Origin of the sequence: Niabella beijingensis, from assembly GCF_020034665.1 — a bacterium.
Classification (GTDB): domain Bacteria; phylum Bacteroidota; class Bacteroidia; order Chitinophagales; family Chitinophagaceae; genus Niabella; species Niabella beijingensis.
The window spans coordinates 3,070,438-3,083,596 of the sequence record NZ_JAIQDI010000001.1 but is presented as its reverse complement, the minus strand read 5'-3'; the positions used below and the strand labels follow the sequence as shown (position 1 = coordinate 3,083,596).

The following is a 13,159-nucleotide window of genomic DNA, read 5'->3' as shown; positions in this document are numbered from 1 at the left end:
GTTTTAATTCACTGAAAAAAGATAGAGCTGATCTGTTCCGGGCAGGGTTTCATGATCCTGTACCACTGCCAGCTGCCGGCCCTTGTCTGCCCAAACCACCGAATGGATCTCCTTTTTGCCCAGCGGCAGTTTCATCTTTGAAAAATCGCTGATCCGGAGTATAAAAGATTCCTGGTCGTTGTTCGTATAAAACAGGAAACTTCCTTCCGGGCTCAGCCAGGCTCTTGTAAATTCAAAGCTGATAGGTTTACGCGACACCATTTTTCCCGAATGATAGGTGACAATGAAACTGGTATCTTCTGTCATCAGATGGTTATCATCCAGGTACACCAGCTGGTCCTGCGGCAGCAGGGCAAATTTGAAGTCGAGATTGGAGTAATGCCGGATGCCAAAATTGTGCAGCGTGTCGTTACCACGCATCAGCAGGTGCGAATATTCATTTGCCAGCCCCTGCGCAGAATCCTGCGGACTGTACACCGTGTAAGAATACTGCGCCCCGGAACCATACACTTCTCCCATAAGATCGTACAACCGGTGCTGAATGCGGGCTCCCCGCAACAAGGTATTGGTTTTTGTAACCAGATTATAGCTGTGGAGGGAGATACCGGCCGCATAAGGCCCATTTACGGCATCGCCTGTTTTATAGATAATGGTAGCAGAGTCGGAAAAAACAGGATCCATAAGAAATCCCCGCGGGACGCTGATCACATCGGCTGCTTTTTTTGTTTTCCATTCAAAAACACGGATGTTATTTCCCGTAAAGGTTTCCGCCACGATCCTGGTGCCGGTTACAGGCTTTAACTGATGCGCATAGGCAATACGCTGATCATTGGGAGAGAATCTTGGTGCCCAACCGTAATCCAGCAAGGTTTCCCGGCGGCTCTTCAGATCATATACCACCACTACCGGATCCCTTCTTCGGGCCGTATCTGCTTTCGGATTAAGAAGATTATCTACCCCCCTGTCATCCGTTGTGCCTGCCTCAATTGTATCGGTCTGCAACCTTTTTACAAAAGCGAGCTGATCTCCTTTGTTGCCAATGGCTACTCCCTGGATGATATATCCCGGCCGGAACCATTCGGCCTGTTTCTGGATGGTGGGTGTTTGTGCCTGTGAACCAATTGTAAAAAATGCCAAAAAAAGCGTAGTAATCAATTTCATCAATACTGAGTTCGTTTAATTGCAACCGTATAGACGTATGTCACCAATAAGACGCCCACATGGGCGATTTGTTGCTCATTTTAACCTCATTTAGTCTTTTTTTAGCATATGGTTGTATGCGATCGCCTACAGGTTACAATAATAACGGCAGGAGGGGCCGCTTATTGTCCTTCACTGCTTTATAAATAAAAGGAAGTGCTATTCTATTTGGCAGACTGCTCCTTTGGATTCAATTGTAATACATCCGCGATCGCCCGAACTACTCCGTTATGGTTGTTATCAAAATCAGTAACCAATGCCGCAGCAGCGATAATTCCGGGATGCGCGTTTTTCATAGCATAGCTGTATTTGGCTACCTGCATCATTTCGAGGTCGTTCATGTAATCTCCAAACACCATGGTCTGGTCATAGCCGATGCCCAGCTGCTCCTGCACCAGTTTTACCCCAACACCTTTGTTGACATCAAAAGCGGTGAAATCAAGCCAGCGTTCGCCGGCCACAGCGACTTTATAGGTTGTTTCATATTGTTTAAAATGCGGATAGCTGTTGGTTTCCGCATTGATCAGATCACAGAGCGAAACCTTTAAAACCGGCTCCTCAATCTTTGTAAGGTCGTCCACGATTTCATACTGCTGATAATACTGCAATGCCTGCCGGAGAAGGGTCTCCTCATTATCTTCCATATAAGCCCTGTCCTTACCGCAAAGGACAGGATATACCCGATCCAGCATCCGCGACTTTTCCACAAAGGTCTTCACCCCGTCCGGGTCCAGCATCTGCACCAGTAATTCATTGCCCTGATAGGTTACATAGCTGCCGTTGTCTGATAAAAAATAGGTGCGGTCTTTTATCGATCCGAAAAGTGTCAGCAGGTTGTGGTGCGGGCGCCCGCTGGCAATGCCCAAAACGATGTTTTGTTCGACCAGTTGTTTTTCAAGGTCCCAGAATTCTTTTGATAATTCTTTTTTGTCGTTTAACAGGGAACCGTCCAAATCCGTAACGATCAGCTTTATATCTTGCAAAATGCTCCTCGATTTTATGAATTAATAGGCTTCTTCCGGATGAAAGAAGGTGCAAAAATGGCGTTTTTTTATGAAAAGAAAAAAGGCCCGCTGACGAGCCTTTCAACTTTTTTACCAGATACGGATCCGGTCCTCCGGTTTTTTATACAGTTTGTCCCCTTCTTTTACATCAAAGGCGTTGTACCAGGCATCCATATTCACCAGGGGTCCGATGGTCCTGTAGGGGCCGGGCGCATGCGGGTCTGTTAAAATAAATTGCGCTGCGATCTCCGGAAGAATATTTCCGCGCCATACCTGGGCCCAGGAAAGAAAGAACCGCTGATCAGGAGTGAAGCCATCTGTTTTTTTTCCGGACTGCCCTTCTTTCGTCATTTTAAATGCCTCGTATGCTACATTCAGTCCGCCCAGATCCCCGATGTTTTCACCCAGGGTCAGTTTTCCGTTCACATGAATGGTATCCAATATGGTGTAGGCATCAAACTGTTGTGCCAGGGCCATCGCTTTTGCGTCAAATTTTTTACGGTCCTCATCGGTCCACCAGTTGCGAAGGGTGCCGTCTGCATCGTATTTGCTGCCGTTATCATCAAACCCGTGCGACATCTCATGCCCGATCACAGCGCCGATGCCGCCATAGTTCACGGCATCATCCGCATTCGGATCAAAGAAGGGGAATTGTAAGATGCCTGCCGGAAAAACGATCTCATTCAGTGTTGCATTATAATAAGCATTTACGGTTGGCGGTGTCATCCCCCAGCGCTCACGGTCCACCGGTTTTCCCAGCCGGTTGATCATAAAATGATAGCCCCAGTTGTTGGCGTTCCGGATGTTCTGGAAAAAATTGTTCCGGTCGATCACCAGTCCGTCATAATTCTCCCATTTATCAGGATAAGCGATCTTGGGCCGGAAGGCAGCCAGCTTTGTCAGGGCTTTTTCCTTGGTGGCAGCACTCATCCAGTCCAGGCTTTTTATCCGGTTGCCGAAAGCCGTTCTGAGGTTGGCCACCAGTTCCTCCATCCGGGCTTTTGCAGCAGGCTTAAAATACTCCTTTACATACAGCTGCCCCAGCAGCTCTCCGATATTGCCATCGGTAAGCGATGAAAGCCGCTGCCAGCGCGGAGTCTGGATCTTTTGTCCTGTCAGTGCCTGTGTAAAGGCAAAATTGGCCTGCACAAATGGCGTACTTAAATAAGGTGCCGCACCTTTAAGAATACTCCATTTCAGGTATACTTTCCAGTTATCCAGCGGTACGGTTTTCAGCAGTTCGGCCGCCGTCACAAAAAAGGCAGGGTTGTTTACCAGTATACTGTCCTCTCCTTTTATTTCCAGTTCCGAGAGGGTTGTTTTCCAATCCAGACCGGGAGTGGTTTTGGAAAGATCGTCCAGGGAAAATTTGTTATAGGTCTTATAAGCATCCCGCAGCTCCACCCGGCTCAGCTGTGCAGCGGCCAGTTGTTTTTCGATATTAAAAATGGTGGCTGCATTGGCCCGGGCCGCTTCGGCAGGTGTGGCCACCAGTTCAAAAAGCGTTGTAATATATTTTGCGTAGGCCTCACGGATCTGAACCGACCGCTGATCATCTTTCAGATAATTATCCCGGTCGGGCAATGAGGTGCCGCCCTGACTGAGCTGGGGGATCATCACGGTTACGTTCTTGCGGTCCTGCCCCACATAAAACCCGTACACCGGCGAAGCGGTACCACTGCTCCGCAATGCATTTATCTTCTGCAGCAGTTCCGGTAATGTTTTTATAGATTCTATAGCAGCCAGATCTTCTTTAATGGGGGCGTACCCCAGTTTTTCGATCGCAACGCTGTCCATCCCCGCGGCATAAAAATCACCCACGCGTTTTTCCACAGAGCCGGCAGCTGCGGATTTATTTGCCTGAGCCTTTTCGAGGATCGATTTTACAGCATTGATATTAAAATCGCGCAGCATGTTAAAGCTGCCCCAGCGGGTTTCTTTTGCGGGTACCGGGTTGCTTTTCACCCAGGCACCACTGGCATATTCATAAAAATCATTGCCCGGTTTTACAGAGGTGTTCATATTCGCCGGGTCGATAAACTTTACTTTTTTTTGCGCCAGCGCTGACTGACCCGCCAGCAGCAGGCAGGCCCCGGCGGCTACTATTCCGATTTTTAACGTTTGATTCATTTATCTGGTAAATTAGGCCATGAAAATAAATATTTTTCAATTAGCAACGCTTGCCTGTTTTAAATTTTCAAAACAGATCTACATTTCCTTACCAGATTCGTATCCGGTCTTCCGGCTTTTTATACAATTTGTCGCCCGGCTTTATATTAAAGGCCTTGTACCAGGCATCCATATTCACCAGCGGGCCAATGGTCCTGTACCGGCCCGGCGGGTGCGGGTCTGTAAGGATCATTTGTGCCAGGTAGGTCTCATCAGTATATTCCCTCCAAAGCTGTGCCCACGAAAGAAAAAAACGCTGGTCTGGGGTGAATCCGTCAACTTTTCTGGTTGATCTTCCATCCCGGGTCATCTTAAAGGCTGCATAAGCTGCATTCAGGCCGCCCAGATCTGCGATATTCTCTCCCAATGTCAGTTTTCCGTTTACATGCATGCGGTCCAGCACTGTATAGCTGTCAAACTGCTTTACCAGCATCCCAGCCTTGGCATCAAACCGTTTCCGGTCTTCCTGGGTCCACCAATCCCTGAGTGTGCCGTCTGCATCGAACCTGCTGCCGTTATCATCAAATGCGTGCGCTATTTCATGTCCGATCTGTGTACCTATCGCTCCATAGTTCACTGCATCATCTGCCTCAGGATCAAAGAAGGGCGGCTGAAGGAACCCTGCAGGAAAAACAATTTCATTCCGCATCGGATTGTAAAAAGCATTTACCGTAGGCGGCGTTGTTTCCCAGCGCTCCCGCTCTGCCGGCTTGCCAAGCCAACTGATCATTAAATGATAGTGCCAGCTGCGAGCATTTTGTATATTCTTAAAAAATGTGTCGCGGTTTATCTTCAGCCCGGCGTAATTTTCCCATTTATCCGGGTAGCCGATTTTAAGACGGATAGCCGCCAGTTTGGCCAGCGCCTTTTGTTTAGTGGCTGCCCCCATCCAGCTCAGCTCTCTTATCCGAATTTCAAATGCCTTTCTCAGGTTTGCCACCAGGTCTTCCACTCTGGCTTTTGTTGCCGGCTTAAAATATTCTTTTACATATAGCTGCCCCAGCAGCTCTCCAATGCTGCCATCGGTTAAAGAGGAAAGCCATTCCTCACGCGGAGTGTCTACCCCTTTGTCCGGTCCCTGTGTAAAAGCTGCATTTGCCCTTACAAACGGTGTGCTCAGGTAGGGGGCCGCTTCTTTCAGGATGTTCCATTTCAAATAGAGTTTCCAATGATCAAGCGGAACAGTTTTTAACAGGCGGGCCACTGCAATAAAAAATGCAGGGCAGTCTACCAGCACACTATCCTGCTCTTTTATTCCCAGCTCCGCCAGGACCGTCCTCCAATCCAGTCCTGGTGTGATTTTGGAAAGGTCCTCCAGGTAGAATTTATTATACGTTTTATTTATATCGCGCATTTCCACCGGGTCCATTTGAACCTCCGCCAGTTGTTTTTCTGTATCAAAGAGGATGGCTGCATTGGCGGACGCTTCCCGGGAAGAGGCACCCGTTAAACTAAAGAGTGCGGAGATATATTTTAAATACCTGTTGCGAAGCTCAACGGAGCGTTTATCCATCTTTAAATAATTGTCCCTATGCGCTAACGTAGTACCACCCTGCCCCAGGTAGGGGATCATGACAGCTGTATTTTTAGCATCCTGTATAACATAAAATCCATAAAGCGGGTAAGCAATGCCGCTGGTACGGAGGTGATTAATTTCTTTTACCAGGTCTGGCAGGGACGTTATAGCATCTACGGCCGCCAAATTGTATTTTATAGGTATATCTCCCAGTTTTTCAATCGTTACCGTATCCATTCCGGCTGCATAAAAATCACCCACGCGTTTTTCTGCTGAGCCAGCCGGTGCTTTTCTGTTGGCACAGGCTTGTTCCAGTATTGATTTTAAGGCCTTTTTATTAAAATTCTGCAGAAGAATAAAATTGTTTCCATACATGTCTTTACCCCAGGGAGTGTTTTGAACCTGGATACCAAAGGCATAATTATAAAAATCACTGCCCGGTTTTAAGGGGGTATCGTTGGTTACAGGAGTTACGGGAGGTTGTTTCTTTCGGATCAGCAAAGTTGCGATTGTAAACAAAAGGCCCGCTCCCGCTACCCCTATTACTATCTTTATAAAGCGGTTCATTTTGTGCGTTTGGTTTTGATAAAAATAGATAATTTCTGCCCAGAGGGTATCTGTTCACTTTGAATGTGCATTTTATTGTGCATAACCCGTTCAAAACCGTTTATTCCTGGTGGATAACCGCTCAGACCTGTGTGCAACCCTGTTCATAACAACTGCATAACAATTGACCAAAAAATTTGGAAACGGCTGGTTTCAGATCGTATCTTCAAAGTGCATTCGACGAAGTCTATATGATGTTGTCAGTTGCACCGACAGTTCTTTGATTCTTCAGGTTTTTGACAAGCAGCTTGAACAGACAGTAATGACTGGACAGGAAGCAGGTTATGGAACCGGAGATAGATAATTGTCTTAGCTGGATCGGAAAGATGTGGTCTCCTGTCGATAGTTGAACTGCGGAAATGCCCTAAAAAGCATGGAGGCGTTGAACGAAAGGCCGGAACAAAGACCCTTACGGAAGATTAAGCTTAAAAAGCGGAAGCCTTGCCGGTTGCCGGGGATCTACGTTTTAGCTGCATGGTCTGTAAAAAGAGCATACAACTGGTACGAAAATTCCTGACAGCAACAATGCAGAAGCTATTAAAAAAGCATCGGGTTAGTAAGTGAAAAACCGGGAAACCGGTTTGGAAACAAAAAAGCACGATGCTTTTTTATTTTAAACCTATCAGGTTTTTGAACCCTGACAGGTTTATTTTTCCTTATCCGCCAGCTCGCTGATCATTTCAGCAACCAGGGCAGACCAACCCGTTTGGTGACTGGCGCCCAGCCCCCGTCCCGAATCCCCGTTGAAATATTCATAGAACAGGATCAGATCCTGGTTCTCCGGCTGATTAAAAAACCAGTTGTATTCCCCGTAAATAGGGCGGTTACCCGCAGTATCCCGTTGAAAAAGGCTGATCACTCTTTTTGATAATTCCGTGGAAATATTGAACAGGTTCATCCGGTTCCCGGATCCGGTAGGATATTCCATCAGGAAGGAATCATGATAAAATTTACCCAGCCGCCGTATAGATTGAATGATGATAAAATTGATGGGGATCCAGACGGGTCCGCGCCAGTTGGAGTTGCCGCCAAACATATCCGAAGTGGAATCGCCCGGGTCATATTGAATGGAATGCACTTCCCCGTTAACGGTAACGGAATAAGGATGCGACTCATGGTATTTCGACAAAGCTCTTATGCCACCGTCCGACAGGAACTCGCTTTCATCCAGGAGCCGCGTCAGCAGCGCCTTCAGCCGGTCGCTCTGCACCAGCGACATCAGCATTTCCTCCCCGTCGCCTTTTTCTTCATTGGGCCAGAAAAGGTCATTTTTTATGCGGTAATTTTTAAACCAGTTGAACCGCTTTTGAAAATCGGGCAGCTTCTCAAACACCTCCCGGCTCATTACATTCACTGCATATATTGAGGTCAGTCCTACAATGGAGCGGATCTTCAGCGGCTGCGGCGGGGCATCGCGCATACAAAGCACATCATAAAAGAACTGGTCTTCTTCATTCCACAATACATGATCATTCAATGCTTCGGCGATCAGTACAAAATGTTCGAAGAATTTGGTTACCATGTCTTCAAAAGAAGGATCTACTACGGCGATCTCCAGCGCGATGTCCATCATGTTCATCGCGTAGATCCCCATCCAGCTGGTACCATCGGCCTGTTCCAGCTGTATCTCCCCTTTATCATGATAACTCCGGTTAAAGACCCCGATATTATCCAGTCCCAGGAACCCGCCTTCAAAGATATTATCCCCCTTCAGGTCTTTCCGGTTGATCCACCAGGTAAAGTTGATGGTGAGCTTATTAAATACTTTTTTCAGAAAATCAATATCGCCTTGTCCCTTTGTTTTCTTTTCGATCTCATAGATCTCCATCGCCGCCCAGGCCTGCACGGGCGGGTTCACATCACTGAAATTCCATTCGTAGGAAGGCAGCTGACCATCCGGTTTCATGAACCATTCGCGCATCAGCAGCAGCAGCTGGTTCTTTGCAAACGCAGGATCCACCACGGCCATTGAAATACACTGGAACGACTGATCCCATGCAGCATACCAGGGATATTCCCATTTATCCGGCATAGAGATGATGTCCTGGTTCTTCAGGTGTGTCCAGTCGCTGTTGCGTCCCGTCAGCCGTGATGGAATGATCGGCGTAATACCGTCTGATACACTCAGCCAGCGCTCCACATCATAATGATAATATTGCTTGCTCCACAACAGGCCGGCAAGTGCCTGGCGTTGTACCCGTGCCATACCGGGGTCTACCCCGCCGGGGAAAATGGCGTTATAGAATTCATCCGCCTCGGCCCGCCGTTTATCAAAGAGCTGCATAAACCCGTCATCAAACGGCTGGGCTTTAGGGTCATTGGTCAGCCGGCAGTAAATGGAAATGGTTTCCCCGGCATTTACCGTACGCCGGAACACAGGCGTAAAGCGGGTCCCCTGTTTCCGGTTGCGCAGGGCTTCTACATTTTTACTGTCGATAATGGCATCATGAAATGCATCCTTTACAAAAATGCTGGCATTGGGCCGTCCGAAAAGTTTTTCAAAATTGGTTTCGTTATCCGTAAAGAGCGCATCATCGGCATTCTGAAAATAAAAATAATAATCGCCGATGCGGTTGTGCTGCGCCAGCACGGTATGATCGTTTACCAGGGAGATATCCGGGATCACCGTATTGGATCCATGCGCCCAGCGGTTATAAAACCAAAGCAGCGGCAACACTGTTATGGGTGCGGCCTCACTGTAGAGATTGGTGATGTTGATCCTTATTCCAATATCTGTACTGTTCTCTTTTGCATAGGTAACATGTACATTAAAATACTGCCGGTTCTTAAAAACGCCGGTATCCAGCAATTCATATTCGGTTTCATTTTTTCCACGGGTACGGTTCTGCTCCCGCAGCTCTTCATAGGGGAATGCCTGCTGCGGATACTTATACAGGTATTCCATATAATAGTGGGTGGGCAGGTTGTCGAGATAGAAATACAGTTCCTTTACATCCTCGCCATGATTGCCTTCGTTATTACCCAGACCAAATAACCGCTCTTTCAAGATCTTGTCCTGTCCGTTCCAGAGCGCTACAGCAAAACAGAGGTTTTGAAAATAATCGGATATGCCGGCAAGACCATCCTCCCCCCAGAGGTAAGCGCGGCTGTTTGCATGATCGAAGGGAAAATAGTTCCAGGTATCCCCATTCTGACTGTAATCTTCCCGTACCGTTCCCCACTGGCGCTCACTTACATAGGGTCCCCACTGCTCCAGCGGGATGGATTTTTTTGCATTTGCTGCAAGGCGTTTATGTTCTTCTGTCATCAAATTTTCACTTTAACTAAAAGCCCCCATATTACTCAATATGGAGGCTGCAAAAATATCCTTTTTAAAATTAACGGGATCCCGTGCTGCTTAGTAGTACTTATATACGTTGTACAGCACTTTTTTATCATAATCCGTTAAACTGGGTGTAATATCATTCTGGATGTAATGCAGTTTAAATGCCGTGATGGCTGTTGCCTGGTTGCGGGTGTCGTACCCGATCACACGCAAGGCAAGGATGGCATTAAAATCTGCCGGTGGCTCCGCCAGGTTGGTGGAATCGTACCAGTAGCCAAAGCCCGCGCCTGCCAGCCGCTTCCAGGGGAAAAATTTACTGGGGTCATTCTTCCTGCTGGGTGCGATATCGGAGTGCGCGATAAAATTACCCTGCGGGATGCCGAATTTGTCTTTCAGGTATTCCAGCAATTTTAAAAGCGAACTGATCTGCGCTTCCGAAAAAGGTTCATTGCCGTTATTATCGATCTCAATGCCGATGCTGCAGGAGTTCATGTCGGTAATAGAACCCCATTTGCTTCTACCGGCATGCCAGGCGCGCATGTATTCATTCAGCATCTGATAAGTGACACCATCGCGTCCTACTACATAATGGGCGCTCACACTGGTACGCGAAATCGAGAAGGTGAATAAGGTCTGCTCCGCGCTGTTCTGTGCGGTATGATGAAGTATCACAAAGTTGGGCTTGCGGACATCAAAGTTCACGGTGGTGTACCATTGCGAATTTACAGCAGGATTCTTGGGGTCCGGCACCACCGTCATTTCCTTAAACAGGTTTTCCGTCATTTTATAATAGCTGGGCTTCGCGGCCACACGCTGGATGCTGTCTGTAATATTTTTATAGAATGCAGGAGAGCGATAGGTAGTGGCCGTTGCGGCCGGCGCTTCTGTTTCCGGCTCCTGCCTCCGCTCCACTTTTGTATTTACCACGGGGCGCTCCTCCGGCGGTCTTCTTTTGGTGATCTGCTCGGGTCTTGTAAACGTTGTCTGATCTGGATTGCGGCCGTTGTTTTGAGCCGGCTGCTGGTTGGCGGGTTTTGTATTGGATAATACATTCCTCCGGGCTGGCTGGGAGGTGCCGCAGGCATACAACACCACCATCAACAATGCCGTTCTAAATAATGCTTTGCTGCTAAACATTTCTGATCTTTTCGTTCAATGAATCTTAATAACTATCGCCGTTTCCTCATGTGAAAGTAACGAAAATCCTCGTAAAACGGACGTTCGCTGTTAAAATTGTGCAACCGAACAATTTATTTTATGATTTTGTTAATGCAGTATTACCTTTAACGAAAAAAAATTATGGCTGCAAGATTTGGAATGATCGGGCTCGGAACCATGGGTAGAAACCTGGTCCTCAATATTGCTGATCACGGGTTTGAAGTGTGTGGTTACGACCGTGATGAAAACCAGCGGAAGATAATGGAAGATGCAGGAAAGGGCAAACCCGTCTCCACTGCCGGCTCTTCTTCCGAGCTGATCGCAAAGTTGCAGGCGCCCCGGATCATTATGTTGCTGGTTCCTGCCGGTAAGATCGTGGATGCCGTGATCGGTGAGCTGGTGCCCCAGCTGGAAAAAGGTGATATTCTGATTGATGGTGGTAATTCCCACTTTATAGATACGGAAAGAAGATACCAGGAACTGCAAAATTCCGGGATCCATTTTATCGGGATGGGTGTTTCCGGCGGCGAGGACGGTGCCCGTTTTGGTCCCAGTATGATGCCGGGCGGAAACAAGGAAAGCTATGAGCTGGTACGCGATATCCTCGAATCCATTGCCGCAAAAGCCGAAGGCGAACCCTGTGTAGCCTATATGGGCCACACCGCAGCGGGCCATTATGTAAAAATGGTGCACAATGGTATTGAATACGCGGTAATGCAGATGATCAGCGAAGTATACGGCCTGCTGAAGAACGAAGGCATGATCAATGCGCAGTTTGCCGATCTGTTTGAAGAATGGAACAAAGGGGAACTGCAATCCTTCCTCATCGAGATCACTTCTGTGATCTTCCGTGAGAAGGACCCGGAAACGGGAAAAGACCTGATCGACCTGATCCTGGACAAGGCCAAACAAAAAGGCACCGGTCTGTGGACCTCTGAAAGTTCGCTGGAACTTAACGTACCCCTCCCCACCATTGATATCTCGGTTTCCATGCGTTACCTGTCGGCGCTTAAAGATGAGCGGACCGCTTTTTCAAAACTGTACGACCACCAGAACCGGAAGACCGATGCCAACCTGGAGGAGCTGAAGGATATCTGTCGCGATGCACTGCATTTTTCCTTTATGATGGCCTATGCCCAGGGGCTTGAGCTGTTGCAGGTAGCATCCGCCACTTATAAATACGACATCGATATTAAAACCGTGGTAAAAGTATGGAGAGGGGGTTGTATCATCCGCTCTGTATTGCTGAAGGACCTGTTCAACGCTTATGAAAAAGAGCCGGGATTAACCAATATCATCGGTTCACCGCATTTTGCCGGTATCCTGAAACAGGAGCGGAAAGCCATGGTACGGTTCCTGAAAACCGCCATGGATGCGGGTGTAGCAGCATCCGCAATCTCTTCCGTGTTGAATTATTTTGATGCCTATACTACCGAACGCCTGCCGGCCAACCTGATACAGGCGCAGCGCGACTTGTTTGGCGCCCATACGTATGAGCGCATCGACAAACCCGGGACCTTCCACACCGACTGGCCCTATACACCGGCGGAAGCGAAATAGGTTTTTGCGTTATTAAGAGATTTTTCGCCACTAAGACTCCAAGGCACTAAGACACACTAAGATTTTGAGGGCTGTACAACCCTTCGTGCATCTTCGCGGCTTTGTGCCTTTGCGACATTTTCGCCACTAAGACCCCAAGACTCTAAGACTCACTAAGATTTTGAGGGCTGTATAACCCCTTCGTGCATCTTCGTGGCTTTGTGTCTTCGTGGCATTTCGCCACCAAGACGCCAAGGCGCTAAGACACACCAAGATTTTGAGGGCTGTATAACCCTTCGTGTATCTTCGCGGTTTTGTGCCTTTGCGACATTTTCGCCACTAAGACCCCAAGGCTCTAAGACACACCAAGATTTTAGGGCTGTATAATCCCTTCGTGCATCTTCATAGCGTTGTGCCTTCGTGGCATTTTTCGCCACCAAGACGCCAAGGCGCTAAGACACACTAAGATTTTGAGGGCTGTATAACCCCTTCGTGCATCTTCGTGGCTTTGTGCCTTCGCGGCATCAGTCGCCACTAAGACTCCAAGGCACTAAGACACACTAAGATTTTGAGGGTTGTATAACCCCTTCGTGCATCTTCGCGGCTTTGTGCCTTCGCGGCATCAGTCGCCACTAAGACCCCAAGACTCTAAGACACACCAAGATTTTGAGGGCTGTATAC

Annotated in this window: 7 protein-coding genes; 1 reads left to right on the top strand and 6 read right to left on the bottom strand. The window is 47.9% G+C overall.

Translation table 11 applies throughout. The features are described from left to right. Positions 1 to 3 precede the first annotated feature (3 nt). The 6 genes from K7B07_RS12905 to K7B07_RS12880 all read right to left on the bottom strand — a co-directional run bounded on the left by K7B07_RS12905 (position 4) and on the right by K7B07_RS12880 (position 10,918). Entirely contained in the window at positions 4 to 1,161 is a 1,158-nt protein-coding gene (locus K7B07_RS12905; RefSeq protein ID WP_223710217.1) for a hypothetical protein, read from the bottom strand. Positions 1,162 to 1,364: 203 nt separating this feature from the next. Beyond that, positions 1,365 to 2,183 (bottom strand): HAD family hydrolase, encoded by an 819-nt coding sequence (locus K7B07_RS12900; protein ID WP_223710215.1) that lies wholly within the window; start codon positions 2,181 to 2,183, stop codon positions 1,365 to 1,367. Between the two features lie 111 nt (positions 2,184 to 2,294). Next, positions 2,295 to 4,334, bottom strand: a complete 2,040-nt coding sequence (locus K7B07_RS12895) for a M13 family metallopeptidase (protein WP_223710213.1) — start codon at positions 4,332 to 4,334, stop codon at positions 2,295 to 2,297. An 88-nt stretch (positions 4,335 to 4,422) separates the two neighbouring features. Next, positions 4,423 to 6,456, bottom strand: a complete 2,034-nt coding sequence (locus K7B07_RS12890) for a M13 family metallopeptidase (RefSeq protein WP_223710210.1) — start codon at positions 6,454 to 6,456, stop codon at positions 4,423 to 4,425. Positions 6,457 to 7,141: 685 nt separating this feature from the next. Then, complete coding sequence (locus tag K7B07_RS12885; RefSeq protein ID WP_223710208.1) at positions 7,142 to 9,763, bottom strand: MGH1-like glycoside hydrolase domain-containing protein; 2,622 nt, start codon at positions 9,761 to 9,763, stop codon at positions 7,142 to 7,144. A gap of 90 nt (positions 9,764 to 9,853) precedes the next feature. Continuing rightward, entirely contained in the window at positions 9,854 to 10,918 is a 1,065-nt protein-coding gene (locus K7B07_RS12880) for an N-acetylmuramoyl-L-alanine amidase (RefSeq protein WP_223710206.1), read from the bottom strand. A gap of 162 nt (positions 10,919 to 11,080) precedes the next feature. On the opposite strand from K7B07_RS12880, the gene gndA reads away from it, so the two are divergent. Beyond that, on the top strand, positions 11,081 to 12,499 hold the full coding sequence (gene gndA / locus K7B07_RS12875) for an NADP-dependent phosphogluconate dehydrogenase (RefSeq protein WP_223710204.1): 1,419 nt from the start codon (positions 11,081 to 11,083) through the stop codon (positions 12,497 to 12,499). The last annotated feature ends 660 nt before the right edge of the window (positions 12,500 to 13,159 follow it).